At 63.1% G+C, this 26,446-nt stretch carries 29 protein-coding genes; 17 read left to right on the forward strand and 12 right to left on the reverse strand.

Annotation, left to right across the window (positions count from 1 at the left end):
• Positions 1-294 precede the first annotated feature (294 nt).
• From GJR96_RS10600 to GJR96_RS10615, 4 genes are all read left to right on the forward strand, one after another.
• A complete protein-coding gene (locus tag GJR96_RS10600) occupies positions 295-1,647 on the forward strand; it encodes a ribonuclease J (protein ID WP_058572086.1) in 1,353 nt (450 codons plus the stop codon).
• Complete coding sequence (idsA3, locus tag GJR96_RS10605; RefSeq protein WP_151162907.1) at positions 1,647-2,693, forward strand: geranylfarnesyl diphosphate synthase; 1,047 nt, start codon at positions 1,647-1,649, stop codon at positions 2,691-2,693. The genes GJR96_RS10600 and idsA3 overlap by 1 nt, the downstream gene beginning before the upstream one ends.
• A 192-nt stretch (positions 2,694-2,885) precedes the next feature.
• The gene (locus GJR96_RS10610) at positions 2,886-4,643 is read left to right on the forward strand and encodes a glutamate--tRNA ligase (RefSeq protein ID WP_151162908.1); all 1,758 of its coding nucleotides are present in this window, start codon (positions 2,886-2,888) and stop codon (positions 4,641-4,643) included.
• Between the two features lie 69 nt (positions 4,644-4,712).
• Positions 4,713-5,339 carry a cyclase family protein gene (locus GJR96_RS10615; protein WP_151162909.1) on the forward strand — a complete coding sequence of 209 codons (627 nt, stop codon included), beginning with the start codon at positions 4,713-4,715 and terminating at the stop codon, positions 5,337-5,339.
• Positions 5,340-5,633: 294 nt separating this feature from the next.
• Here GJR96_RS10615 and GJR96_RS10620 read toward each other — a convergent pair whose 3' ends face one another.
• Entirely contained in the window at positions 5,634-6,113 is a 480-nt protein-coding gene (locus GJR96_RS10620; protein ID WP_151164011.1) for a DUF456 domain-containing protein, read from the reverse strand.
• A 102-nt stretch (positions 6,114-6,215) separates the two neighbouring features.
• On the opposite strand from GJR96_RS10620, the gene GJR96_RS10625 reads away from it, so the two are divergent.
• From GJR96_RS10625 to GJR96_RS10650, 6 genes are all read left to right on the forward strand, one after another.
• A complete protein-coding gene (locus tag GJR96_RS10625; RefSeq protein WP_058572090.1) occupies positions 6,216-6,545 on the forward strand; it encodes a 4Fe-4S dicluster domain-containing protein in 330 nt (109 codons plus the stop codon).
• Positions 6,546-6,683: 138 nt separating this feature from the next.
• The gene (locus GJR96_RS10630) at positions 6,684-7,559 is read left to right on the forward strand and encodes an electron transfer flavoprotein subunit beta/FixA family protein (protein ID WP_151162910.1); all 876 of its coding nucleotides are present in this window, start codon (positions 6,684-6,686) and stop codon (positions 7,557-7,559) included.
• Between the two features lie 2 nt (positions 7,560-7,561).
• Positions 7,562-9,256 carry an electron transfer flavoprotein subunit alpha/FixB family protein gene (locus GJR96_RS10635; protein WP_151162911.1) on the forward strand — a complete coding sequence of 565 codons (1,695 nt, stop codon included), beginning with the start codon at positions 7,562-7,564 and terminating at the stop codon, positions 9,254-9,256.
• Entirely contained in the window at positions 9,253-10,917 is a 1,665-nt protein-coding gene (locus GJR96_RS10640; RefSeq protein ID WP_151162912.1) for an FAD-dependent monooxygenase, read from the forward strand. Before GJR96_RS10635 ends, GJR96_RS10640 begins: the two co-directional genes overlap by 4 nt.
• 4 nt (positions 10,918-10,921) lie before the next feature.
• A complete protein-coding gene (locus tag GJR96_RS10645) occupies positions 10,922-11,362 on the forward strand; it encodes a hypothetical protein (RefSeq protein ID WP_151162913.1) in 441 nt (146 codons plus the stop codon).
• A gap of 136 nt (positions 11,363-11,498) precedes the next feature.
• Positions 11,499-12,233: a GNAT family N-acetyltransferase gene (locus GJR96_RS10650; RefSeq protein ID WP_151162914.1), complete on the forward strand. Its 735-nt coding sequence runs from the start codon at positions 11,499-11,501 to the stop codon at positions 12,231-12,233.
• Positions 12,234-12,243: 10 nt separating this feature from the next.
• Here the strand turns inward: GJR96_RS10650 and GJR96_RS18130 are convergent, their stop codons facing one another.
• The gene (locus GJR96_RS18130; protein ID WP_191965847.1) at positions 12,244-12,408 is read right to left on the reverse strand and encodes a hypothetical protein; all 165 of its coding nucleotides are present in this window, start codon (positions 12,406-12,408) and stop codon (positions 12,244-12,246) included.
• 57 nt (positions 12,409-12,465) lie between these two features.
• A complete protein-coding gene (gene tmcA / locus GJR96_RS10655) occupies positions 12,466-14,781 on the reverse strand; it encodes a tRNA(Met) cytidine acetyltransferase TmcA (RefSeq protein WP_151162915.1) in 2,316 nt (771 codons plus the stop codon).
• 343 nt (positions 14,782-15,124) lie between these two features.
• Between tmcA and rpl7ae the strand changes: the two genes are divergently transcribed.
• The 5 genes from rpl7ae (at position 15,125) to GJR96_RS10680 (ending at position 17,168) form a co-directional block, all read left to right on the forward strand.
• A complete protein-coding gene (gene rpl7ae, locus GJR96_RS10660) occupies positions 15,125-15,487 on the forward strand; it encodes a 50S ribosomal protein L7Ae (protein WP_058572097.1) in 363 nt (120 codons plus the stop codon).
• 6 nt (positions 15,488-15,493) lie between these two features.
• The gene (locus tag GJR96_RS10665) at positions 15,494-15,718 is read left to right on the forward strand and encodes a 30S ribosomal protein S28e (RefSeq protein WP_004060228.1); all 225 of its coding nucleotides are present in this window, start codon (positions 15,494-15,496) and stop codon (positions 15,716-15,718) included.
• 2 nt (positions 15,719-15,720) lie between these two features.
• Complete coding sequence (locus GJR96_RS10670; RefSeq protein ID WP_151162916.1) at positions 15,721-15,924, forward strand: 50S ribosomal protein L24e; 204 nt, start codon at positions 15,721-15,723, stop codon at positions 15,922-15,924.
• On the forward strand, positions 15,924-16,388 hold the full coding sequence (gene ndk, locus GJR96_RS10675) for a nucleoside-diphosphate kinase (RefSeq protein ID WP_058572099.1): 465 nt from the start codon (positions 15,924-15,926) through the stop codon (positions 16,386-16,388). Before GJR96_RS10670 ends, ndk begins: the two co-directional genes overlap by 1 nt.
• A gap of 225 nt (positions 16,389-16,613) precedes the next feature.
• Positions 16,614-17,168, forward strand: coding sequence for a hypothetical protein (locus GJR96_RS10680; protein WP_151162917.1), 555 nt, complete (start codon positions 16,614-16,616; stop codon positions 17,166-17,168).
• Between the two features lie 98 nt (positions 17,169-17,266).
• Here GJR96_RS10680 and GJR96_RS10685 read toward each other — a convergent pair whose 3' ends face one another.
• The 9 genes from GJR96_RS10685 to GJR96_RS10725 form a co-directional block, all read right to left on the reverse strand.
• A complete protein-coding gene (locus GJR96_RS10685; protein ID WP_151162918.1) occupies positions 17,267-18,364 on the reverse strand; it encodes a cupredoxin domain-containing protein in 1,098 nt (365 codons plus the stop codon).
• 179 nt (positions 18,365-18,543) lie between these two features.
• Complete coding sequence (locus tag GJR96_RS10690; RefSeq protein WP_151162919.1) at positions 18,544-19,617, reverse strand: methionine synthase; 1,074 nt, start codon at positions 19,615-19,617, stop codon at positions 18,544-18,546.
• Positions 19,614-20,621 carry a 5-methyltetrahydropteroyltriglutamate--homocysteine methyltransferase gene (locus tag GJR96_RS10695; protein WP_151162920.1) on the reverse strand — a complete coding sequence of 336 codons (1,008 nt, stop codon included), beginning with the start codon at positions 20,619-20,621 and terminating at the stop codon, positions 19,614-19,616. The genes GJR96_RS10690 and GJR96_RS10695 overlap by 4 nt, the downstream gene beginning before the upstream one ends.
• A 59-nt stretch (positions 20,622-20,680) precedes the next feature.
• On the reverse strand, positions 20,681-21,277 hold the full coding sequence (locus GJR96_RS10700) for a HemK2/MTQ2 family protein methyltransferase (RefSeq protein ID WP_151162921.1): 597 nt from the start codon (positions 21,275-21,277) through the stop codon (positions 20,681-20,683).
• Positions 21,274-22,476, reverse strand: a complete 1,203-nt coding sequence (locus GJR96_RS10705) for a mechanosensitive ion channel family protein (RefSeq protein WP_151162922.1) — start codon at positions 22,474-22,476, stop codon at positions 21,274-21,276. The genes GJR96_RS10700 and GJR96_RS10705 overlap by 4 nt, the downstream gene beginning before the upstream one ends.
• 66 nt (positions 22,477-22,542) lie before the next feature.
• The gene (locus tag GJR96_RS10710) at positions 22,543-23,406 is read right to left on the reverse strand and encodes a 16S ribosomal RNA methyltransferase A (RefSeq protein WP_151162923.1); all 864 of its coding nucleotides are present in this window, start codon (positions 23,404-23,406) and stop codon (positions 22,543-22,545) included.
• A gap of 43 nt (positions 23,407-23,449) precedes the next feature.
• Entirely contained in the window at positions 23,450-24,040 is a 591-nt protein-coding gene (locus GJR96_RS10715; RefSeq protein ID WP_151162924.1) for a DUF655 domain-containing protein, read from the reverse strand.
• A 53-nt stretch (positions 24,041-24,093) separates the two neighbouring features.
• Entirely contained in the window at positions 24,094-24,450 is a 357-nt protein-coding gene (locus tag GJR96_RS10720) for an RNA polymerase Rpb4 family protein (protein ID WP_058572108.1), read from the reverse strand.
• Positions 24,451-24,453: 3 nt separating this feature from the next.
• Positions 24,454-24,744, reverse strand: coding sequence for a 50S ribosomal protein L21e (locus tag GJR96_RS10725; protein WP_058572115.1), 291 nt, complete (start codon positions 24,742-24,744; stop codon positions 24,454-24,456).
• Positions 24,745-24,867: 123 nt separating this feature from the next.
• Here GJR96_RS10725 and GJR96_RS10730 point away from each other — a divergent pair, with 123 nt between their 5' ends.
• Both GJR96_RS10730 and GJR96_RS10735 read left to right on the forward strand, forming a co-directional pair.
• A complete protein-coding gene (locus GJR96_RS10730) occupies positions 24,868-26,028 on the forward strand; it encodes a cystathionine gamma-synthase (RefSeq protein ID WP_151162925.1) in 1,161 nt (386 codons plus the stop codon).
• Positions 26,029-26,146: 118 nt separating this feature from the next.
• On the forward strand, positions 26,147-26,404 hold the full coding sequence (locus GJR96_RS10735; protein ID WP_151162926.1) for a hypothetical protein: 258 nt from the start codon (positions 26,147-26,149) through the stop codon (positions 26,402-26,404).
• Positions 26,405-26,446: the final 42 nt, after the last annotated feature.

Raw genomic sequence — 26,446 nt, forward strand, 5'->3', positions numbered from 1 at the left:
CGTCTCCACTTCTCTCCCCGTTGTTGGTTTCCTCCCCGTTCTATTTACGACCGGTTGTGCGGGCGCGATGAACCCACGTAGTTTTTAGTACCCCGGTGAGTAGGTGCCGATACCAGAAACCCGCGGGTAAGTGCGGGTGCGCCCACATCGACCGGCTGGGCGCACCTCGCACGCGGGGTCAATCGACCGACGAGCTGCAAGACGCCGGGGCCGATGGCCCCCAGACACCCGTCTTTCCGTGAGCACCTTCGCCACATCGTGGCTTTCGATGCTCGGAATATCGAGATACAAACCATGGAAATCGAAATCGCAACCATAGGCGGATACGAAGAAGTCGGCCGTCAGATGACGGCCGTCCGTGCCGGAGACGACGTTGTCGTCTTCGACATGGGTCTCAACCTGTCGCAGGTCCTCATCCACGACAACGTTGAGACAGAAAAGATGCACAGCCTCGACCTCATCGATATGGGCGCCATCCCGGACGACCGTATCATGAGTGACCTCGAAGGTGACGTGAAGGCAATCGTGCCGACGCACGGCCACCTCGACCACATCGGTGCCATCTCCAAACTGGCACACCGCTACGACGCCCCCGTCGTCGCGACGCCGTTCACCATCGAACTGGTGAAACAGCAAATCGAAGGCGAGAACAAGTTCAACGTCAACAACGACCTCGTCAAGATGAGCGCCGGTGAGACGATGTCCATCGGTGACTCCGGAAAGGTCGAACTCGAGTTCGTCCACGTCACCCACTCCATCATCGACGCCATCAACCCGGTCCTCCACACGCCCGAGGGCGCAATCGTCTACGGTCTCGACAAGCGTATGGACCACTCGCCGGTCCTCGAAGACCCAATCGACATGAAGCGCTTCCGCGAGATTGGCCGCGAGGGCAACGGTGTGCTCGCGTACATCGAGGACTGTACGAACGCCGGTCGGAAGGGCCGCACGCCCTCCGAATCCGTCGCTCGTCGCCACCTCAAGGACGTCATGACCTCCGTCGAAGACTACGACGGCGGTATCGTCGCGACGACGTTCTCGTCGCACATCTCGCGCGTCTCCTCGCTCGTCGAGTTCGCGAACGACATCGGCCGACAACCTGTCCTCCTCGGTCGCTCGATGGAGAAGTACTCCGGCACCGCCGAGCGTCTCGGCTTCGTCGACCTCCCCGACGACCTCGGGATGTACGGCCACCGAAAGTCCGTCGACCGCACCTTCAAGCGCATCATGAAGGAAGGCAAGGAGAACTACCTCCCCATCGTCACGGGCCACCAGGGCGAACCGCGCGCGATGCTCACCCGCATGGGCCGCGGCGAGACGCCGTACGAACTCGACGACGGTGACAAGGTCATCTTCTCGGCCCGCGTCATCCCGGAACCGACGAACGAAGGGCAGCGCTACCAGTCCGAGCGTCTCCTGCGCATGCAGGGCGCTCGCATCTACGACGACATCCACGTCTCCGGCCACCTTCGTGAGGAAGGGCACTACGAGATGCTGCAGGCACTCCAGCCCCAGCACGTCATCCCGGCCCACCAGAACCTCAAGGGCTTCGCTCCGTACGTGGACCTCGCAGAGAGTCAGGGCTACGCCCTCGGCCGCGACGTCCACGTGACGCGGAACGGCAACATGATCCAACTGGTGGAGTGATGAGTTCGGACGCGACGGAACAGCGAGTGCTCGAGGCGATTCGCGAGCGACGCGAACTCGTCAACGACGCACTCGACGAGGACGTGCCGATGGCCGAGCCAGAACGGCTGTACGAGGCCTCTCGGTACCTCCTGAAGGCCGGTGGAAAGCGACTCCGCCCGACAGTCTCGCTCTTGACGGCCGAGTCCCTCGCGGACGTGGAACCGATGTCGGAAGACTACCGCGCGTTCCCGACGCTCACCGGGGAAGCAATCGACGTGATGATTGCCGCTGTGAGCATCGAGGTCATCCAGTCGTTCACACTCATCCACGACGATATCATGGACGACGACGACCTGCGACGCGGCGTCCCAGCAGTCCACAAAGAGTACGACACCGAAACCGCGATTCTCGCGGGCGACACGTTGTACGCGAAGGCCTTCGAACTGTTGACGAAGACGGGCGCAGACCCAGCGGCAGGCCTCGAAGCGGTCCGCCGCCTCGCCACCACCTGCACGCAAATCTGTGAGGGGCAGGCGCTCGACATCGGCTTCGAGCGACGGACCGAGGTGCTCCCCGACGAGTACCTCAAGATGGTCGAACTCAAGACGGCAGTCCTCTACGGCACCGCGGCCGCCATCCCGGCAGTCCTCATGGGTGCCGACGACGACGTCGTCGAAGCCCTCTACCAGTACGGCATCGAGTCCGGCAGTGCGTTCCAGATTCAAGACGACGTGCTCGACCTGACCGTGCCCTCGGAGAAACTGGGTAAGCAGCGAGGCTCGGACCTCGTCGAAAACAAGGAGACGGTCATCTCCCTGCACGCACGCCAACAGGGTATCGACGTGGACTCCCTCGTCGACGCCGAGACGGCCGAAGAACTCACCGAGGCTGACGTCGAGGCCGCCGTCGAGGAACTCGAAGCGGCCGGCAGCATCGACTACGCCCGTGAGATGGCAGAAGGCCTCACCGAGCAGGCGAAGGCGCGTCTCGACGTCCTCCCCGACAACGACGCACGCGACCTGCTGCGCGACATCGCCGACTACCTCATCACCCGCGGGTACTGACCGACCCCGGTGTCGGCACTCATTTCTGTTGGACGCTTCGTCCGACACTCGCGCTTACAGTCACTCTCTGTGTGTCACCGCCGCAACTCATATTTACTTAGCCGTGTTAACAATTCACGTACCCCTGCCCGCGCGAGGACCCTTCCCCGCAATCCGGGCCTGTTTTTAGGCGCGCCGCGGAATCGGACGGTAATGGACGACGAGCTTCGAGAACGCGTCGAGCGAGAAGCGGAGAAACACGCACTCCTCAACGCGGTCAAGCACGACAGCGACGCCGACGTGGGTGCCATCATGGGCCCACTGATGGGCGAGAACCCAGAGTTCCGACAGCACGGTGGCGAGATTCCCGGACTCATCGGGCCCGTCGTCGCCGAAGTCAACCAACTCTCGGCGGACGAAAAGCGCGACCGACTGGAGGAACTCGCGCCCGAGGAACTCGCTGAGATGGAAGCAGAAGAGGAAGAAGACGAATCACTGCTGCCCGACCTTCCCAACGTCGAAGCGTACGACGAAGTTCGGATGCGCGCCGCGCCGAACCCCAACGGTCCGTGGCACCTCGGCCACGCCCGTATGCCCGCCGTCATCGGGACGTACAAGGACATGTACGATGGGTCGTTCATCGTCCGTTTCGACGACACCGACCCGGAGACGAAGCGTCCCGACCTGAGCGCGTACGACGCTATCCTCGAAGATATCGACTATCTCGGGTTCGACCCCGACGACGTGATTCGCGCCTCGGACCGCGTCGAGACGTACTACGACCACGCCCGCGAACTCATCGAGATGGGCGGCGCGTATACCTGTTCGTGCACTGGTGAGGAGTTCTCGAACCTGAAGAACAACGCCAAGCCGTGTCCGCACCGCGACAAGGACCCGGAGACGACACTCGAAGAGTTCGAGGACATGGTCGCCGGCGAGTACACCTCGGGCGAGATGGTCCTCCGCGTCAAGACCGACATCGAACACAAGAATCCCGCCCTGCGCGACTGGGTCGCCTTCCGGATGATAGACACGCCGCACCCACGGCCAGAGGCCGAAGACTACCGCGCGTGGCCGATGCTCGACTTCCAGTCTGGCGTCGACGACCACCTCACGGGGGTCACGCACATCATCCGCGGTATCGACCTGCAAGACTCCGCGAAGCGTCAACGGTTCGTCTACGACTACTTCGGGTGGGACTACCCCGAAGTCATCCACTGGGGCCACGTGCAGGTCGACGAGTACGACGTGAAGATGTCCACGTCGAGCATCAAGGAACTCATCGACGCGGGCGAACTCGACGGCTGGGACGACCCGCGCGTGCCGACTATCAAGAGCCTCCGCCGCCGCGGCATCCGCGGACAGGCTATCGTGGACGCGATGGTCGGCCTCGGCACCTCTACCTCGAACGTCGACCTCTCGATGTCCAGCATCTACGCGAACAACCGTGACCTCGTGGACGACGAGACGGACCGCTACTTCCTCGTCCGCGACGTCGCCGAGGAGACCTCGGCGGGCGGCCAGACGTGGTCTGGCCACGGGCAAGAATTCGCCATCGAAGGCGGTCCCGACGTTGCCCACCCGCCACTCCATCCGAGTTTCGAAGAACGCGGCACCCGCGACATCCCCGTCGGCGATAGCGTCCTCCTCGAATCCGGTGACGTGCCCGCCGAGGGAGAGCGCGTCTGGCTGAAAGGGTTCGGCGCAGTCCGCCGTGAGGACGACACGCTCGTCGCCACCGGTGACGACCTCGACGTGGTCCGCGAAGGTGACGTTGCGGTGATTCACTGGGCGCCCGCAGACGGTGTCTCGGTCCGAATGCGAACGATGGACGGCGACGTGCTGGGCGTCGCTGAACCAGACTTCGCTGACGTGCCCGAAGACGAACTCGTCCAGTTCGAACGCGTCGGCTTCGTCCGCGTGGACACGGCGGGTCACGACGAGACGCTCGTCTACTTCGCGCACAAGTAGGGAACTGTCCTCGAACCACTCACTTCACACACGAACACTCGTTTTACCGACGCCCGCGTAGGACCCGTCGTGACCCTCGTAGACCTCACTCGTCGCGTCGAGTCCGGGATGCCGACGTACCCCGGTGACCCGGCCGTCTCGGTCGAATCGCACGCGGACTTCGACGCCGACGGCTATCGCGTCTCTCGTCTCGAACTCGGCACCCACACCGGCACTCACGTCGACGCTCCGGCGCACACCGAGGCGGACGGCGCGACGCTGGATTCGTACTCTGTCGAGGACCTCCGATTCACCGCGCAGGTGGTCGATTGTCGCGACGCGGGTGCGAACGGCCTCGTCACGGCGGGCGTGATACCCGCCGAATTGGACCCCGACGTGGACTGTCTCGTCTTCCGAACGGGGTGGGAAGACGAGTGGGGGACCGTCCGGATGACCGACCACCCAGCGCTCGCACCGGAAACGGGGCAGGTGTGTGCCGACCGCGGATTCTCAGTCGCACTCGACGCGCTCAGTCCCGACCCGACTGGCGGTGATGGGGTTCCGGTTCACCACGCGGTGCTGGGCGCTGGCAACCTCATCGTAGAGAACCTCCGCGGGTTGGAGGCACTCCCGACCGACCGTTCGTTCGACCTCTTCGTGTTGCCGCTTCGGGTCGATGCCGACGGCGCGCCGGCACGGGTCGTCGCCGAGGTGTGAATGGGAGGCAGCAGTACGGTAAATGTTGGTACGGTGAGTATGGCAGTATCAGCGTGTCGCCGAAAAGAGCGATTCGGGTGGTCCCGAATGCATAAGCCCATCCATGACCATTGTTAACATAGGTGATAGTGAATGAGATATCGAACCGCCCGGTTCGTGACGCGAAACTGGTGGCTCTTGCTGTTCGTGGCGCTCTTAATGCTCGCCCTGTCCGCCGGTGTCGTCGATGGCCTCGCGGTGTAGCCACCCCATGGTGACCCAGACCTGAGTGTGGAGTGAGGCGAGTATCGTCGCCTACAACACTACCACGACGGCAAACCCGACGAGCATCGAGAGCGTCAGCAGTACTTGTACGACGGACGACGCGAGGACACCGACAGTCGTGTAGAGGGCGCGTCGACCGCTCTCTTCTGCATCTTCGTGTTCGAGGTACTCGATGACGAAGACGGTTCCAGCGACGCCGAGGAACATTCCGAGTGGACCGAGGACGAACAGGAGGATGAAACCGACCACACCAGCGAGGATGGACGTTCGGGTCGACGCGCCGCCGACACGGGCAGCGATAAACCCGGCACCGTAGTCGGTGGCGACGGCCACGACACCGACGAAGAGGAGGCTAAAGAGGCCGAGCAGACCGGGGTCCGTGAACCCGGTCGACCACCAGTAGACGAGGACACCGGCCACGGAGAGCACCGCACCGGGAAGCAACGGGAGGACGCTCCCGACGACGCCGAGGACGAGGAGGGCGAGTGCGACCCAGAAGAACAGGTCCATGTCTGCTCGTTGCACCTCTGGGGTAATCACCGCATCGAGAATTCTCTGTCCCGTGTTCGGGGCATGATTTATTGTCCCGTCAACGGAATGGTAACAAGAACCATGCCAATTGACCCGTCCTTCGAAGAGAACCGAGAGCGTGTCGACGATGGGAGTGGTGTCGCGGTCTGGGGCCCTACTGACCCACCAGAGAAACTCGGTATCCACGGGACGCACGTCGCCGTCGACTTCGACATCTGTCTCGCCGACGGTGCGTGCCTCGAAGACTGTCCAGTCGACGTGTTCACGTGGGTCGACACACCCGGCCACCCCGAATCGGACATCAAAGCGGAACCGACACACGAAGACCAGTGTATCGACTGCATGCTCTGTGTCGACGTCTGCCCGGTCGACGCCATCGACGTCGACCCGGGACGCGCCGGACGCATCTAGTCGACGCGACTAATCGACCCTTGGTTCCTCCGCGGCCGTTTGCCCGATTCGAGAGCAACAGCCCTCGCTGACTTTCCAACGGGGTAGCACAAAAGATTATTATGAATATGAGCTAGCATTAAGGAGAGAGTGTTCTCAATGCACACGGTGGTACTTACCAAAGGGGTCCCTGACTTTCGAGAGGGACAGGTATCGTTCGACGAAGACGGGCATCTCGAACGCGGCAAGACGCCCACAGTGATGAACCCAAACGACCAGTTTGCACTGGAGGCGGCGCTCCAGACGCGGGTTCGACACGGTGGCAACGTCAGCGTGATGAGCATGGGTCCGCCGGGGTACAAGGAAGTCCTCCAAGAGGCGATGGAGTCGGTGTACGCCGACGACCTGTATCTCGTCTCGGACCGCGAGATGGCGGCGGCGGACACGTGGGCGACGGCGATTACGCTCAGTGCGGCCATCGAGAACCTCGGCGAGATGCCGGATATCGTCTTTGCGGGGTTCAAGACGGCAGACGGGGAGACCGGTCACACCGGCCCCCAGACGAACTGGTGTCTCGATATGCCACTCGTGACGCACGTCATCTCCCTCGACATCGACGAAGAGGCGCGAACACTGCGAGCGAAGCGCCTCGTCGAAGGCGACATCGAAGAGATAGAGACCGTCGAGGTATCGCTCCCGGCGTTCGTCGTCACCGACCCCGAATTCGTCCCGTCGTATCGCTCGGCAGGGGAGCGACTGACTCTGAAGGACCTCCGGGCGGCGACGACGGAGCGAGCACCCGATTACGAGGACTACCTCACCGTGTGGGACCACGCCGACATCAACGTCGACCCGGACTACATCGGACTCGACGGGTCGCCGACCATCGTCTCGTCTGTCGACCCGATTCCGAAGGCACCGGCAGAGCGCGAAGCGACGATGGTCGAACCGGGAGACGTCGATGGAATGCAAGAAGTGCTGGAGGCGATGCAGTCGGCAGTGGGTGGCGACGCCGCGGCGGCGGAGGGTGACTGACCATGTCTGACTTCGACCCGGGTGAGTACGATATCTCGGAACTCGGCCCGGCGCTCAAAGATATCGACGACGTGGGCGAGTTAGAGGAGATTCTCCAGAAGGAACACCGCGGCCAGAACCGCGACCCGGTCATCGCACTCATCCAGAGTCGCATCGAGAAGTTCTCCGAAGACGAAGAGGAACCCGAAGACGCAGGGAGCCTCGACCTCGCGTCGATGAGTACCGCAGACGTGGGGAACGCCCTCCAGAGCATCGACGAAGTAGACGAACTCGAAGCGCTCCTCGAAGCGGAAGAGGCGGGTGAGGACCGCGGTGCGGTCAAGCGACTCATCAACAAGCGCATCGACTCCGTGCAGGGAAGCGACGAGGAGGTCATGGTCGACGAAGAGGACGAACGGACCGCCGAAGAGCGGCATCCAGACCTCGACCACCCGACGCGCGACAAGCGCCACGTCCGGTCACTCCACGGCGGCGTCTACGAAGATATGTGGGTCTACTGCGAGACGCAGGCCGGCGAACTCGTCGACGTGTCGAAAGAGATGCTCGGGAAAGCCCGCGAACTGATGGACCAGTACAACGACGACTACGACGCCGACGAACGCGTCGTCGCCGTCCTCATCGGGTCGGACGTGTCGAAGCACGTCGACGACGTCGTCGCCTACGGGGCGGACGTTGTGGTCGTCCGCGAAGACGACCGACTCGAACGCTTCCAGCACAAGCCTTACACCGAGATATTCTGCGATATGGCCCGCGCCGGGGCGACTCACAACCGCGGCGAGGTGGTAGACGGCCGAGACGAGGAGTGGCGCGACTACGACAAACCGCGGTACACCCTCTTCCCGGCGACGAACAACGGTCGTGACCTCTCTGCGCTGGTGCAGGCCGAACTCGACTCCGGTCTGGCGAGCGACTGTTCGGGACTCTACATCGAGAACCAGGTCATCTCGAACCCGGTCAAGACCGGCGTGGCCGGTGAGAAAAAAGAGTTCGAGCGCGTCTTGCACATGAAGCGTCCCGACTTCTCCGGGTTCGAGTATTCGACGATTCTGTGTCTCGACAACCCGCGACGCGAGTTCCACCCACAGGGTGGGTCGGTCATCCCGGGGAGTTTCGATATCCCCGAGACCGACCCAGAGCGCGAGGGCATCGTCGTCGAACACGACGCGCCACTCGACGACGACTGGTTCCGCATCTCCGTGACCGAGTGGGACCAGTTGGACGAGGGTATCGACCTGACCGGCCACGAGGTCATCGTCGCCTTCGGCCGTGGTATCGGCGACAACCCGACGAAAGGCGTCGAACTGGCGTTAGAACTCGCAGACCAGTTCGAAGACGCCGAAGTCGGCGTCACGCGTGGTATCGTCACCGGGTCGTTCCAGTTCGACGGCCACGTCGAACAGTACACCCACGAAGACAGACAAATCGGCGAGACTGGACAGGTCGTGGCCCCGAAACTGTACATCGCGGCGGGCATCTCCGGCGCGATACAGCACAAGGTCGGTGTAGACGAGTCGGACACGATTATCGCCATCAACACCGACCCCGACGCGCGCATCCGCGACTTCTCCGACTACTTCATCGAGGGGGACTTGTTCGAGGTACTCCCGCGACTGACGGAGGCGTTGAAACAAGGACGATTCGAGGCAGCGGTGGCAAGCGACGGAGGCGTCGCAGGCGAACACGGTGACTCACAATGAGCGACTACGAACACTACGAAGCACTCGTCGTCGGGGCAGGTCCCGGCGGCGCGGCGGCAGCAGCGACGTTCGCGAACTACGGCATCGAGACACTCGTCCTCGAACGCGGGGTCGAAGCGGGGTCGAAGAACGTCTCTGGTGGCCTCATCTACGCGGAGGAATCCGCGCCCTACACCATCGACGACCTCTTCCCCGGATTCCGCGAGGAGGCGTCGGAACGGCCGATTACGAAGTACCGCATCCACAACCTCGCCGGCGACAAGGTGGAGTCGTTCGACCTGACGAAACTCCACGAACACGACACCGAGTGGTCCGACTCCGTCCTTCGACGGAAGATGGACTCGTGGCTCGAAGAACGCGTCCACGAACGGACGCGCGCGACGGGCGGTGGCCTCCTGACCGGCGTCCACGTCACCGGCCTGCTCCGCGAAGAAGGGAAAATCGTCGGCGTCGAGACGGACGAACTCGACCCGATTACGGCGGACGTCATCGTCGCCGCCGACGGGGTGAACTCCGAACTCGCCCGCGACGCGGGCTTGATGGACTGGGACGAACCCGAAGAGTGGTTCCAGGGCGTGAAAGCCGTCGTCGACATGCCGAACGACGTCATCGCCAACCGATTCGACGTGGGCGAGGACGAAGGCGCGGCCCACCTGTTCTCGGGCGACCTGTTCCAGGGCGTTCGCGGTGGTGGGTTCCTCTACACGAACCGCGACACGCTGTCGCTGGGGACCGTCTTCCACCTCGACAGTCTCGTGGCCGAACAGGCCGAACCGCACGAACTCCTCGACGCCATGTTGACCCACCCACTCCTCGCGCAGTGGTTGGGCGACGACTACACGGAGCTGGAGTACAGCGCGAAACTCGTCCCCGATTCGAAGAAGGTTGCACTGCGCGAACCGCACTTCGGTCGACTCCTCGTCGTCGGCGACGCCGCCGGCCAGATGCAAGCGCAAGGACCCATCATCAAGGGAATGAACCACGCCGTCACCGCGGGCGCACTCGCGGCCGAGTCGTACGCGCAGGCGAAGTCCCGCAACGAACCCGAGAAGGCGGGGACGCGCTACGCGCACAAACTCAGGAGCGAAGGCGTGATGCAGAAACTCCGCCCGCGCGGGTACGAGATGTTCCGCGGCGTCACCGAAGACGACGGGGTCACCGACCTCGTCGAGAGTGTCCTCACGTCCTTCGTGGGCCGCGCCGGCATCCGAGCGCTCTCTGGTCAACTCGAACGCCTCTACAACGTCCCGGCGCTCTCGTCGATGATTCCGGACACGCAGACGCCCTACGTCACGCTCCCGACGGTCATCGCGGAGGAACTCGGCACGCCGGTCCGTGAGACCAGTTCTGTCACCCCGCCGAGTCTCGAAGAACGCATCGGCGACCTGACCTACGACACCGACATCGGCAACCCGCACATCACAGTCCTCGACAACTCCTACGAGGCGAGTGGTGCCGCCGTGGCGGCCTGCCCCGTCTCCGCGGTGGACTTCGGCGGTGGGTGTTACCGCGAAGAACTCGTGCGAACCAACGGGTCCGAAGAACGCGTCGTCAGCCTCGACACGCAACCGTGTGTCGAGTGCGGCACGTGCGCCGTCGTCGCCGATACCGAGTGGACACATCCACGCGGTGACAAAGGCGTCGAGTTCAAGTGGGGATGACGTCGTGACTGGGGACACAGTACAGTCGGCGCGACAGGGCGACGAGCGTCGACCGGATGGCCGGGAACGCGACCCGGAGCACGTCCGGTTCGGCGAACGCGTTCGGACTCTCGCAGCCGAGGCTCGGCAGGCCCGCGAGCGATTCGACCCACCGGACGAATCCGCGGCAGACGAGCGAGCGCTGGTGTGCGCCCGCGACGGCGTCGGGCCGGCAGTCTCGCTCTACATCGAAGCGCGAACCGGCGGGCGGATGGTCGAGTTCACGCGCGAGGAGTTCCGACTCCTCCACCGCGCGCTCAACGACTGGTTGACGCTGTACGCTCGGTGTTACGGCGTCGAACTCGACGCCGACTTCACCATCCGCGAGGCAGCGGAGGTGCTTCTCAGGACGCACAACGTCCGCGACACGGCCCAACTCTTGACCTGCGTGCCCGCACGGTACTGAGGTTCTCGCTTCCTCACTACCGAGGAATCTCTCAGTTCCCCGCGACAGTCCGCTCTCGACAGTCGAGAGTTCGAACCAGACGTTCTCTCAATTCATCACGAACAACAATTATTAACCATGCCTGTGATTGTGTACCATGGAAGTAACTGACAGTCTTAACTTCGGTCACAAAGACCGCAAGGACATCTACGAGTACATCGAGAGTCACGGCACCGTCAGAGAAGACGAGGTACGACGCGCACTCAACTTCGACCCGGCGGCCCTCGGTGCCCACCTGACGATTCTGCGACGAGACGGGTACATCCGAAAGGTCGGAAAGCACGTCGAGGTGGCGTACGCCCCCGAGAAAGAACAGACAGTCGAACTCGGCGACTTGGATGTGACGATTCGGATGGCCCAGAACGTCGACTTGGAGAGTCTCGTAGACGCTATCCACGAAGTCGCCGACGAAGGACGCTACATCGAAGCGGAGACAGTCGCGGACGTCCTCGACCACGAAGAGGTCGTTCTCCGCCACAACGAGGTCAGTTCACGGATGGTGTTCGTCGCCACCGTCGAAGACGAACTCGCGGGATGGGTCCACCTCGACTTGCCCGAAGCCGAGAAACTGAGTCACACCGCCGTTCTCACCGTCGGGACCCGACCCGAATACCGTGGCCACGGTATCGGGAGTCGCCTCCTCGACACGGGCGTCGAGTGGGCACGCGACCACGGATTCGAGAAACTGTACAACAGCGTCCCCGCGACCAACGAGACGGCAATCGAGTTCCTCGAAGGCCACGGATGGGAGACAGAAGCGGTCCGCGAGAATCACTACAAGATAGACGGTGAGTACGTCGACGAAGTGATGATGGCCGTCTCACTCCGGTGAATCGTCTCCCCTACGACCAGTCCTTTTCTGCGCCATCGAGCGGTTCAGCGACGACGCCGTCCTGCTGAACGAATGCCCGTCCGTGTGCTGTGCAGACGTCTCTGTCGGCGTCCCATGGAATGTAGAGTCTGACCGCGGCGACGTTCTCACACCCGTCTTCGCTACACTCGGCCATAGTCGACCATCGTCGCGAACGACTATCGGTGTACCGCCGAGAACCACTGGCCGCCGTCTACAGATATCGCGAGCGTTCGTCGTGCGCCACCTCGCCGCCGTACTCGTCGACGAGGGGTTCGTGGGCGTCTCCGAGGGCGCGCATGCACTGCGCAGTCGAGTGGAAGTCGAGTTCGTCGGCGACAGCAGGCCACGGGTGGGTCTGCAACACCTTCCGAACGAGTAGACGCTCCTCTCGGTCGGAGAGCGAGACACGCTCAGGGTTGGTCAGGTGCGTGAGCGCGAGGCGACGGAACGCACCCGGTGCCGTCGTGTAGAGGCCGGGGCCGTAGGATGCTCCGACGACGACGCGCCACTCGTAGTCAGAGAGCGACGGTTCGTCGTCCGCGTCGTCGTCAGACCCACCTTCCGAAGAGTACCCGACAGAAGCGAGTGCGGCGCGCGCGACGTCTGGGTCGAGGTCCGAGAGTGCGTCCCCGAGTACGTCGCCGATGCGCTGGACGAACCACTCTGTGTGTCTATCGTGGAGGGCGTGGCCCGCTGGCGAGAGTGGAAGCACCATCAGCGCGGAGTATTCGCCGCTCGTGTCGTTCCGGGTGGTCGAGAGATGGACGGTGCCGTAGTCGTTCTCGCGCCAGAACGAGAGGAGTTCGGGCGTCGCACCGAACCCGACACCGAGGTAGTCCACGTCGTCGGCGAATTCACCACGAATCGCTGCGAGCAAGTGTGACCCGAGTCCCGACGACCGGACGGCGTGGTGCGTCGCGATTCGCATCACGCGATAGCCCACCGGGACGCCGGCGTCCTCGTCGCGGAGTTGACTCGTGAACACGTCGGGGAGCATGTTCCCGCGGATTCGACCACCGTCGTACATGTGGCGGCGGGTCTCCGCATCGAGACCACCTTCGCGTGCGAGCAAGGCGACAGAGACGATTCGGCCCTCGTAGGTGAGTGCACGCAGCGTCAGGTTGGGCGCGTCGAGGAGGCGGGCTAAGTCGTCTGGTTCGGTCCGGTAGTGGGCAAGGACGAGCAGACCGAACGCCTCTCGCAAGAGGTGTTCGTCGGCGAGGAGTTCGTTCGGGGTGAGCGTCTGGTACTCGACGTTCTGCGGGGCCGCCTCGGTAATCAACTGGGCGACCGGTGGACGAGCATCGAGCAGAAGCACCCGGAAGGTCCACGATTCCAGGGGGTCGCCAGCGGCGTAGCGAATCGGGTCGTCGAGTCGCACGTCAGTGACCTCGTGGTCTGAGTCGTCGAGGCGGTCACGGAATCTGACGGCGAACCCGCGTCCGGCACCCTCATACCCGCGGACAGTCGTACAGAACGCCACCGACGGCGCGTCGAGGAACGACGTGAGAAGCCGAACCGGGAGCGCGGCAGCCTCGTCCACGACGAGGGCGTCGATATCTGCCGCCACGGCCCCCGCCTCGGTCGGCGGGACGTATCGGACGCGGCCTCCACGCGACGACGAGAGGTCGAACTCGTCGGCACTCTCGGCGTCGTACAGGTCGAGTTCTCTGAGGAGTCGCTCGGCGCGGACAAACACCTCGGCGGCGTTGCGTCGGCCGGGGGCGGTGACGACCACGTCGCGTCCCTCGGCAGCGAGACTCCCGGCGGCGAGGCCCGCCGCACTGGACTTTCCGCGCCCGCGGTCCGCCTCGACGACGACGGCGTTATCGGGTTCAGCGAGTGCTTCGAGTGCCGCAAGTGCGTCAGTTTGGTCGGCGGTGAGACAGTCTTCGTAGGCACGACGTGGGAATCGCCGTTCTCTCGGGACGGTCGGAAGCGACGTGTCGAACGTGATTCCCTGCCTGTACGCGCCGTCGCGTTCGACGGTGCCGGTGTCGAGGTCCACGAGCGCGACGCCGGGGTGGTCGCGAAGTGTCGAGACGAGTCGACCACGGAAGCGGTCGCTCACGTCCGCGGTAGTAAACGGTGGGACGGCGAGGCGTTCGTCGAACGAGTCGCGTCGCGCGACCCACTCGTCGAGGGACGGTGTGAGGAGGACGAGGAGGCCACCGCCGTCGACAGTGCCGGCGACGCGGCCGAGTGTGTTGGCCGAGAAGTCCTCGTGCGCGTCGAGGACGACGACGGTGCGCGTGGTCCCGAGGAGGTGTGACGCCTGCCGCGGTTCGACTCGGTCGAACCGGAATCCGTCGCGAGTCGTGACAAACGTCACTTCGTCGTCCGGAACGTCCGCTCCGCGAACGACGTCGAACGCGGCGTCGATGCCGGCGTCTCGGGCACCGGCGAAGACGAGGAGACGACGCTGGTCGGTGTCCATCGCTTCCTCACGGAGGTCGGCAGCGAGCGACTCCACGTCGAGTGTTTCGGCACCGTCGCCGGACCGAGCGTCCTCCCCAGAACTGGTCATACCCCTCGTTTCCCGGCGAGTGTATTCACTTCCTTCGGTCGGGTCGTCTTGGGAGTGGCGTGACTCGTAAGGGGTGATGGTTCGATTTCTTCGGGGTGAATTTGCATCATTCTTCACCGAATTTCTCGCGACCGAGAACGCCGATTCCCGGGGCGTGCGGACGCGTACCACGCCGTCGAGATTTTGAAAGCGCTTTTATGGGGTCCGAAGCAAGGAATGGTTACAGCCTGTCCGGGGTTGATGAACCTCCTCGCCGTAGGGATTGTGCCCACCGGTCGATTCCGACCGACTGGTGACGCCGGCGAGGGAGTCGAGCCCGCGAGCAGGATTTAGGTGAACAACAATGGCAGTCTACGTAGATTTCGACGTACCGGCCGACCTCGCTGACAGCGCCGTCGAGGCGCTCGAGGTCGCCCGAGATACCGGCATCGTGAAGAAAGGAACCAACGAAACGACCAAGTCCATCGAGCGCGGCAACGCCCAGCTCGTCCTCATCGCGGAGGACGTCTCCCCCGAGGAGATCGTCATGCACCTCCCCGAACTCGCAGACGAGAAGGGTATCCCGTTCATCTTCGTCGAGACGCAGGACGATATCGGCCACGCCGCCGGCCTCGAAGTCGGCAGTGCCGCGGCCGCTATCGTCGACGCTGGCGAGGCGTCCGACGATGTCGAGGACATCGCGACTAAGGTCGAGGACCTTCGATAACCGACCATGAGCGCGGACGAACAAGCCAGCGACTCGACGCCCGCGGAAGTCATCGAAGTCGTTGGAAAGACTGGGATGCACGGCGAGGCCATGCAGGTCAAATGCCGCATCCGTGAGGGCTCCAACAAGGGCCGTATCATCACGCGAAACGTGCTGGGTCCTGTCCGCGAGGGCGACATCCTTCAGCTCCGCGAGACCCAGCGTGACGCCGACTCCATTGGAGGGCAATAACGATGGTCGAGAAACGAACCTGCGACTACAGCGGTGAAGAGATCGAACCCGGAACGGGTACGATGTACGTCAAGGTCGACGGAACCATCCTCCACTTCAAGAACTCGAAGGCCGAGAAGAACTACTTCCTCGGTCGCGAGGCCCGTGACCTCGAGTGGACGGAGGCCGGTCGACGCGCACGTGGTCGCACGGAGGAGGACAACTGATGTCCGACGCCGAGCGTACCTTCGTGATGGTCAAACCGGACGGCGTCCAGCGTGGCCTCATCGGTGACATCGTCTCCCGCTTCGAAGAGCGCGGTCTGAAGATGGTCGGCGGCAAGTTCATGCAGATTAGCGAGGAACTCGCCCACGAGCACTACGGCGAGCACGAAGGCAAGCCGTTCTTCGAGGGCCTCGTCGACTTCATCACGTCCGGACCCGTCTTTGCGATGGTCTGGGAAGGACAGGACGCGACGCGTCAGGTCCGCCGCATGATGGGCGAGACCGACCCCGCAGAGTCCGCACCCGGTACCATCCGCGGCGACTACGGACTCGACCTCGGTCGGAACGTCATCCACGGCTCCGACAACGAGGACGAGGGCGCAAACGAGCGTGAAATCGACCTGTTCTTCGACGAAGACGAACTGGTCGACTACGAGCGTATCGACGAGACCTGGCTCTACGAGTAAGTTCTCGTCTCGATTTTCCACGTTTTCTCCCGACGGAGCGACGGCCATCTCCGGTGGTCGCCGCTCGTCCGCGCTCTTTACCGAAGTGAACGTCTCGTCGTCTAAGTGTGTGTCGTGGTATCATCGGCCGCTTCGGTAGAGTGCGACGACGACACCCTCTACAGGTCGTGACCGTCAGGTCTGGCGCAAATAATCGCTTTGCTCGTCGCCAGCGAAAGAGAGGACATGGTGGAACTGGAACTCGTCCTCGTCACACTGCTGGTGATATTCTTCGTGGGAGCGGTTGCGATGCTCGGGGCGACGGCAGTCGCTGCGTGGGTCACTGCGCGACTTGCGACGAACGCCCTGGCGCTGGCCCGGCCGGTCGTCCTCGGTCCGACCGACATCCGTGACGTGGAACTCAAGGTCGCAGGACTTCGTGCCCTCGACCACGTCGATTCTGCGGTCGTCACTGCCGTCGTGCCGGAACGACGACGGGGCAAACACGGCTTCTCGCGGTTCTCGCTGAACGATGGTGTCAGATTCGACCTCGCACTCGCGACGCCCGATGACAGGAGAGCACGCCTCTGGGTCCCGTTTCCGAACCAGCTGACCGGTGAGTCGCGACTCGAACGAGTCGCCGCGGCGTGTGGCGTCTTCCCCGACGAGATATCGGACGCAGTGGGGACCGAACTCCCACTCGTCCGGGGGTCAGACGGAACGTGGCGAGTTCCCGAGTACCGAGGGGCCACTCGCGACAGCGAATACACCGGCCCGGCGTACGAAAGCGAGTGGGTCTAACCCCTGGCTACACCGACTCGAAGCGGAAACGAAAGCGATGAGAGTTCACTCGACCGAGTGTCTACAAAAAATGTCGTCCGAAGCGTCTGTCTGACGCGTTATTCGGACTCACTGTCTCCGCTGCGGTACGCTTCGACGATGGCGTCCCACGAGACCGTTCCCTCGCTGACGATGTTCTCTGGCGAAAGGAGGGACGACTCGAAGACCGCTGCCGAACTGGGGAGGTCCAAGTCGAGTCCGCCAACGAAGGCCGAAAAGATGTTCATCTCGACCGGTGGGCGACCGGTGTCCATCTCTTCGGTTTCGTCGGTACCGTCGTCCGTGTCGTCGCCGTTGTCCCCGTTGGATTCTGAGTCCACGTCCGCTCCGTCGTCCATACTGTCGTCGTCTGGCATCGACTCGTCACCGACGACGACGCGCATCACCATCCCAAACGGTTCGTGTGGTGGACAGTACGCGTCGTAGACGCCCTCGGCTTCGAACTGGTAGAGCCAGTATCCCCCGACGGGAATGAGTGGGGACGAGATTGGCCCCACACCGTCAGGGACACGGTTCTGTCGTCCATGGCGTTCGTGGAAGACAGTAAAGCCGTGGTCAGGTGTCTCTGCACTGAACAGAACCACGTCACCCGGTTCGACAGCGAGCCCCGTCGGCTCGAAGTGGAACGCGAGGGTGCCGGCGAGGGCCGTTGCAATCTCTTCGACGGTCAACGTAACCTCTCCTTCCGGTGTCTGGGCTGTAACCTCCATCTCCGGGTCGTCGAGTTCGTCTACATCGACTTCGCCGCTTGCGATGGCGGCATTGATGTTCTCAATCGTCGATTGGTCGAGCACACCCGGTGCAGTAAAGGGAAACACTTCCTCTGGCAGGTCGATGTGCAGTTCGACCTCGTGTACCGGTTGCACGTCGAACGACTCGAAGCAGTCCTCGCTCGCGTCCCCCATACAGGGATTCGGTCCTGCCGATGCGAGCCCGAATATCGGGTCTAGTCCGTCCATCTGGGAGTCGTCGTCACCGTTCCCGTCGTCCTGTGGCGTCTCCCCCTGTCCATCTTCGTCACTCTGTGCGACTGTCGTCCCCGCTCCCATTCCGAAGAGCAGCGCCGATGCCCCCGCGGCGCGCAGTACACTCCGGCGAGCCACCGGGAACCAGTGTTGCTCGTCGCTCAGTTCACCCGCTGCTGGTGTGTTTGTCACATTTCACCACCATATGATATGACAACGCATTCCAATATAAACTCGCGTAATGTTTTGTTCAGTTGACAATCCTGAGGCGCTGAACAGCGGGAACTCGTGGTGGTATCGAATGAAAGAACGGACACGAACCGGACGCATTTTGGTTCGAAAAGAGTTACTGCGCCAGCGAGACGGACGAGTCAGTCGGCCGATTGGACCGGTGCGTCGAGGTCGATTTCGCCAGCGTCGAGTTCTGCTTCGACCTCACGGGCGGCCGTGACCATGTTCTCCATCTTCTGGTAAGCAACTTCACGGGGGAGGAGTTTCACACCGCAGTCCGGCGAGATGGTGAGTTTCTCCGGCGGGACGACCTTCAGACCCTGTTTGATGTTCTCTTTTATCTCTTCGACCGACTCGACGTCTGCGTCGTGCACGTCCACGACGCCGAGGGCGAGGTCGGGTTCGAACTCGGGGTCGGTGAACACGTCTATCTGCTCGTAGCCACCGTTGCAGAGTTCCACGTCGAACTCGTCGATTGGGTAGTCGTTGAGTTCGGGGTAGATACGCGAGTAGTCGCCGTAACAGACGTGCAGACCGATGCGAACCTCGTCCGGAACACCCGAGACGATGCGTTCGAGACACTCGCCGACGATTGCGTGGTCGTCTGGTGTCGTCGCCAGCGCGGGTTCGTCGATTTGGATGTAGGTCGCGCCCGCCTCGACGAGTTGCTCGATTTCCTCGTTGACGAGGTCGGCCAGCGCGTAGGCGAGGTCTGCTTCCGAGTCGTAGTGCTCGTTGAACGACCAACTGGCGAGGGTGTACGGGCCGGTGATGGGGACTTTGACCGGCTTGGAGGCCACGTCACGCGTGAACTCGAACTCGTCGACTAACCACGGTTCGTCGTACTCGACTTCGCCGACGACGGAGGGCTTGTCGAAGTAGTTGTGGCCCCAGACCTTCACCGGGCCGTTGAACTCGTATCCCGGAATCCGGTGGGCGAAGTATTCGACCATCTCTTCGCGGCGCATCTCACCGTCGACCACCGTGTCGAGACCAGAGCGCTCGTGTTCGTTCGTGATGACCCGGCAGGCGTCGTCGTGCGCCTCGTGAAGGTGCTCTTGGGTGAACTTGGAGTCCGGGTCCTCTGCGAGGTCGTTCGCGCGGTTCAGCCACTTGGGCTTCGGGTACGACCCGACGACGGTCGTGAGCAGGAAGTGCTCGTTCTCGTGGTTCTCGGGGCGGAACTGCTCGCGGTTCTCGACGCCTCGACTCATGCTTCCACCTCCAGTTCTTCGTCGGTCGCAGCAGCGAGGGCGCTGAGTTTCTCCGTGGCGCGGTTCTCCGGCAGGTAGAACAGTTCGGTGTTAGAGGTCACGTACGCGGTGTCGAACGTCTTGTTCTGTACGCGGTCGAGCGTCCACTCGACGCGTTCGCGGACCGTCTCGGGGTCTTCGACCAACGTGTTCTGGCCGTCGACGAGGCCGAGAGCGATGTCGTCTTTCGTGCCGTACTCGTTGATGTTGTAGAACGTCTGGTCGCGGTCGCCGGCGACGAAGTCGAAGCCGATTGCGTCCACGTCCGCGTCCATCAGGTGGGCGTAGACCTTCTCTTCGAGCGACCCCCAGTAGGTGTGGACGACGACGTTGGCGTCAGTCGCGTCCGCGACGGCCGAGATAGCTTCGGGGACCTGCGCGTCGATGTCGTCGCCCGGCGGCGACTCGACGAGAGAGGGTTCGAGGAGGAACAGCGTCTCGTGTTCCGGGAAGGCGTCGACTTCGCCGGCGAGGAATTCGCCGACTGCGTCGAGGAAGTCTGCCTCGTCGCCGTAGTATTCGTCGGTGGCGAGGTCCGCGAGGGAGTAGGGGCCGGGGAGGACGGCCTGCAGCGGCTCGTCGCCGAGGAGGTCGGTCGTCGTCTCGAGTTCGGCGGCCACGTCGCCGGAGAACGTCAGTTCGCCGCGGACCTGCGGGTCGCGGTAGAAGTTATTGTTGTCGTAGTAGCGGACGATACCACCGGTCTCGACGTTCTCGTGGACCGTCAGCGGGTGCGCGAGCATGTCGTCCCAGCGGAGTTGCCCTTCGACGACGTGGTCGAGGCCAGCGTCGACTTGCTCGGAGACGACTTCCTCGCGGGCGCGGTCGTAGGCGCTCACGATGTCCGGACCCTCGTCGCCGGAGATGAGGTCGTGCTTCTGGTGGCCTTTGAGGTCGGAGAGGTCTTGTTTCGCCCAATCCGGGAGGGGATACAGCCCCGGTGTCGTCGAGACGAGTTCAGTCATCACTCGCCGCTAAGAAATGACGGCGTATAATATTTCCTGTATGGACAAATGCACCACAGTTATTTTAGGGCGAGGACCGTGAGCGTCTCGTAGGGGTACGACTCCTGGACGACGACGTCGTGCCCGAATCCGTTCGCCTCGGCCCGAGCGAGTACCGCGTCGTACCCGGTGAGACTGCTCACGAGGAGGAGTACCTCTCCGTCTGGTTTGAGGACTCGACCGACGGTGTCGAGGAAGGGGTCGATGATTTCGCGCCCGTCTTCTCCGCCAGTGAGTGCGACTTCCATCCAGTCGTCGCGTGCCGCTTCGAGGTCCTCCGGGAGGTACGGCGGGTTGAACGCGACGGCGTCGAACGAGTCGTCGCAGAAGGGGTCAACGAGGTTACCACGGACGACGTCGAACCCGCGGTGACCGTCGTCGCGAAGTTTCGCAGAACGTTCGGCCGCCTGTCTGCACGCGTGCGGGTTCAGGTCGCTCGCGACAACGTCGGCGTCCGTCTTCTGGACGAGTTGGGATGCTACCCACCCGGACCCCGTGCCGACTTCGAGGACACGCCCCGAGACACGTCCGATAGCCGCCTGTGCGAGGAGTCCAGAGTCCTCGGCCGGTTGGTAGACAGTGGTGTTCATCCCCCGTCGCTCTGCGAGGTCGGTCATCGGTCCCCTCCATCTGACGCGCCCGAACGTCCGTTGGTCTCGGGGGTCCCCCGCGACGGTTCTTCGGTGAGCGGAATCGGCCCCGACTGGTCTCGCGACGAGAGTTCGCGCTGTGGGAACGGGATGGTGATATCTTCTTCCTCGAAGGCGTCTCGAACGGCCCCGATGACCGCAGTCTGGGTCTGCCACTTTCGGCGGGCGGTCGGACGGTCTATCCACGGCCGCACGCCGAGGACGACGGCGGAGTCGTCGAACCGCTTGGCGACGATTTGGGGTTGCGGCACGGAGAGCGTCTCGTCGAGTTCCTCGACTGCCTCCTGTGCCACGGACGCGGCGTGGTCGAGGTCTGCCTCGTAGTCGACGCCGACTTCGATGTCGAGGCGGAGTCGACCCTTCCGACTCCGATTGACGAGGCTCTCGGAACTCACCACGTCGTTCGGAATCATGACGTACTCCCCGTCGAACGTCTGGATTCGGGTGTTCACGACCGTGATGTCGGTGACGATGCCCTCGTGGTTTCCGACTTCGACCCAGTCGCCGATTTCGAAGGGGCGAGAGAACATCAGGACGAATCCCGCGATGAGTGCCCCGAGCGTCTGTCTGGCGGCCATCCCGACGACGATACCGAGGAATCCCGCCCCGACGAGGATACCGCCGAGGTCTGCCTGCCAGACGCCGAGGATGACGACGAACGCGACGAGGTAGGTCGAAACCTGCGCCAGACGAAAGATAATCTCACGCTGGTGGTCGGATATCTCCGGGCGAGTGCTCGCAACCTCCTTGATGAGTCGCCCGAGGACGGTGGTCACCACGTACGCTCCTGCGAGGAACGCTGCCGAGAGACCAATCTGGACGAGTGTGTCGGTCCCGAGGCCGTACTGTTGGGAGAGCGTGGCGATGTCACCAGAACTCGACCAAATCAAGAAGAGGAACGCCCCGCCGAAGACGACGCCGACGAGGCGGAACAGCGTGACGGTGAGGTGCCAGAGGGCCGACGAGAATCCCTCGGTGTCGACGTCGTGCAGTCGCGCACCGAGGGCCCAGATAGTGACGATGGCGGCGATAGTGAGCACGCTCGCGACGAGACGGAGTTCGACCGACGGCAACAACGTCGCGAAATCTATCGGGACGATGTTCTGGAGTGTGACTGTCGTCGGTACGTGAGTGGACACGGTGGACGGAGGGAGTGTGGAGGACATGGGCAACGTCGTGGACAGGGAAGGTGTGGGAGACATATTCGATACGAACGCGGGGCGTGACACGACTTACAAGCCGACGTCAGCGGCCAGTTGGGCGAGTTCGGCGAACTCGCTGGGTGCCATGTTTCCGGCACGTTTCCGAAGCACGTCTTCGTCCGCCGCCTCGACGACGGCGTCGGGGTCGACCAACCCAGAGATGTGTGCCGTGTTTCGGATGCCGTTGCGAATCGTCTTACGACGCTGGGTGAACAACGCCTTCACGAAGTCGAGGAAGAACTCCTCGTCGTCGACTTCGTAGTCGGGCGCACGTGGGGTCACACGGACGATAGCGCTCTGGACCGCCGGTTGCGGGTCGAACGCCTCGCGAGGGACGATTTCACAGACGTGTACGTCGCCGTAGTGCTGGGCGCTCACCGAGAGACGACCGTACTCGGACGTTCCCGACTCGGCGGCCATTCGCTCGCCGAACTCCTTTTGGAACATGAGGACGAGCGGTTTGCCGCGCGGAAGGAGGCGGAACGCTATCTCCGAGGAGATGCCGTACGGGAGGTTCGAGACGCACGCCGTGAACTCGGGGAGGTCGACTTCCAGTGCGTCACCGTCGACGACTGTGAGACGGCCGTCTTCGACTTCCTCGGCGAACTCGCGGCGCAAGTGTGCGGCGAACGTCTCGTCTTGTTCGACGACCGTCACGCGGTCGGCAACCTCGAGCAGTCGGTCGGTCAGGACGCCCGGGCCGCCGCCGATTTCGAGGACGTGAGACAGGTCTGTCCCCTCGGGAAGGTACGTCGGAATTCGGTCGACGACGCGGTCGTCGACGAGGAAGTGCTGGTCTCGGTCGGGGTCACCGCGGACGCCTGCCCGGCGGATGAGTGCGTCCGGGTCGCGCGCGCCGGACGCACGGACCTGTTCGCTGCCGTCGCTCGTCATTGGCGGTCCTAACGCGTGAGTGCGGGTAAAAGTCCCGTTCCGCTTATTGGTCGTTTCGCACGAACGTCTTGTACTTCACGTCGTTACCGTGAAGTTCTTCGAGGATGCGTTCGACGACGACTTCTTTCGGGTGGTGAAGCCCCGAGACACGCTCTTGGAGGTCTTCGAACGACTCGAACGGCCCGTAGCGCTTCCGCTCTTCGAGAATCTTGTCCCGGAGTTTCTTCCCGATGCCGGGGAGCAAGTTGAGTTGGTGCAGGCGAAGCGTGATGGGTTGGGCGTCGTTGTAGAAGTCGACGAAGCGCGCTTCGTTGGCGTCGACGATGTCTGCGACGACGTACTCTAACTCGGAGTCCGCCGTGTTTGAGAGGTCGCCGTAGGACAACCGCTCGACCTGCCTGACGGTTTCGCGGTCTGCAACCGGTGACACAACGACGCGGTCACCGATGCTCACGTCTGCGTCTTCCGCCAGCGTCAACTCGAGGAGGCGGAAATTCGACTCGTCGAGTGCGTACGCGATGGGGTCGGCGTCGAACCGCCGTCTGCCGTCGTCTTGACGCCCGTGCCGAAGTACGTCGAGCAAGACGGCGTACTCGACCGTTGCCTCGGCGTCATCGCTCTCCGATGCAGTCATGTCAGTAGATACGACGAGGCGCTATTTAAATAGTTGGCCGCGTCGTCGCCCGTTCAGACGTACTTGGCGACGACGTTGAGAATCTCGTCGAGTTCGTCGCCAGAGAGTGCGTACCGTTGCTGGGCGAACACCGCACGCAGTTCGTCGCGGGACTCCGGCAGGAGGTCCGCGATTTTGATTGCGGTGGGGCCGTCGACCTTCTCGAGTTCGGCGAGCTCCTCGACGAGTTCGCGAGATTCCTCGGGGTCGAGGTGGGCGAACCGGTTGACGTGTTCGATTGCACGCGCCAGTTCGTAGCGCATCTCGCGCTCTTCGTCGGCAGCGCGTTCCGCCTCAACCTCGGCGAGGAGTTCTTTGACCTCAGACGTGGTCAGATACTCCTCGTCGAGCTTCTCTTTGAAGATGGTCATCGCTTACTTCTGGGCGCGCAGGTGAGCGGGCCGGACGATGACCAACTTCTCTTTGCCACCGTCGTTGATCTGGACCTTGAACGCACGTCCCTGCTTTCCGACGACCTCACCGGTGAGGCCGTTGAAGCGTGGGTGGAAGCGTCCCTCGCGCACGCTCGGGTCGAGGTTGAGGTGGACCTTCTGACCGTCTTCGAATTCGGCGATAGAGCGCTGCGGCGGCGAAGTACCGCGCTCGCGCGGTTTGTTCGAGAGCTTTCCTCGCGTCCCCTTCATTGGACCATTGGAGCTCGGCATAGTCGTGAGAACGAATACTTGCGTCGCCATTATAAATTGCACGTTACGAACCGCGCGTGTGTGTCTCCCGCGTGGTCGCGCGGGAGGGACGGACTTAACCCGAGCGGGCGCGGGGATTCGCGTATGTCTGAAGACGAGCGACGCATCGAGACGCGCGCAATCCACGCCGGCCAAGAACCCGACGAGGAGACGGGCGCGCTCATGACGCCTATCTACGCGAACTCGACGTACGCGCAGGACGGACCCGGCGACCACCGCGGGTACGAATACTCCCGAACGGGCAATCCGACACGGACCGACCTCGAATCGAACCTCGCGGCGCTCGAAGGCGGGTCGTACGGTCGCGCGTTCTCCTCCGGGATGGGCGCTATCAACACCGTTCTCAACCTCCTCGAAGCGGGCGACCACGTCGTCGCCGGCAACGACGTCTACGGCGGCACGCACCGCATCTTCACGCAGGTCTACGAGAAATACGACCTCGAATTCGACTTCGTCGAGACGACGGACCACGACGCCGTCCGCGACGCCGTCCGCGACGAGACGGCGCTCGTGTGGGTCGAGACGCCGACGAACCCCCTCATGCGCGTCAACGACATCGACGCTCTCGCGGACATCGCACACGAGGTGGACGCGCTCTGTGCCGTCGACAACACCTTTGCCACGCCGTACCTCCAGCGCCCGCTCGAATACGGCGCGGACATCGTCTCACACTCGCTGACGAAGTACCTCGGCGGCCACTCCGACATCGTCGGCGGCGCACTCGTCACCGACGACGAGGAACTCGACGAAGAGATAGGATTCTACCAGAACTCCGTCGGCGCGACACCGTCACCGTTCGACTGCTTCCTCGTCCTCCGTGGAACGAAGACGCTCCCCGTCCGGATGGACCGCCACTGCGACAACGCCCGCGAACTCGCGGCTTGGCTAGACGACCACGAGGCCGTCGAGACTGTCCACTACCCCGGCCTCGACTCCCACCCACAGCACGAACTCGCGTCCGAGCAGATGGACGACTTCGGCGGCATGCTCTCGTTCGAACTCGACGGCACGCTCGAACAGGCGTCGACCGTCGTCGAGGAGACGGAGGTGTTCACGCTCGCCGAGAGTCTCGGTGGCGTCGAGAGTCTCATCGAACAGCCTGCGGCGATGACGCACGCCGCCATTCCGCGAGAAGAGCGTCTCGAAGCGGGACTCACTGACGGACTCATTCGCGTCTCGGTCGGCATCGAGCACATCGGCGACATGAAAACCGACCTCCAGCAGGCGTTCTCTGCGGCGTTCTAAGCGCGTCTCACCCTCACGTTCATCTCTCGAAGACAGTCGTCTGAGGTGGCTAAACGTTCGTTTTCGACTTTTGGGAACCCGAGCAAGGATTATAGACTAAGACGATGAATCATTACATATGTCCCAAGAATCAGTGTCACTGAGCGCAGAGGCCATCCACCAACAGACGCCCGCCGAGCCCATGGACCACGTGATGGTCGATTCCGACGACCGCTCGGGGTCGAGTCACAGCGCAGAACAGTTCGGTATCGGCCTCGCCGCTGGGATTCTCATCGGCGGAATCGCTGGCGTCATCGGCAACTCGCTCACGCTCGGCGTGATGAGCGGTCTGATACTCGGAGTCGTCCTCGGCATCTACGTGATGGAACGCCGCTGAAACCGCACGAGAGCCGACGCGGTCGCTCAGCGGGACGGGTTT

This window comes from Haloferax litoreum, assembly GCF_009674605.1.
Lineage (GTDB): Archaea > Halobacteriota > Halobacteria > Halobacteriales > Haloferacaceae > Haloferax > Haloferax litoreum.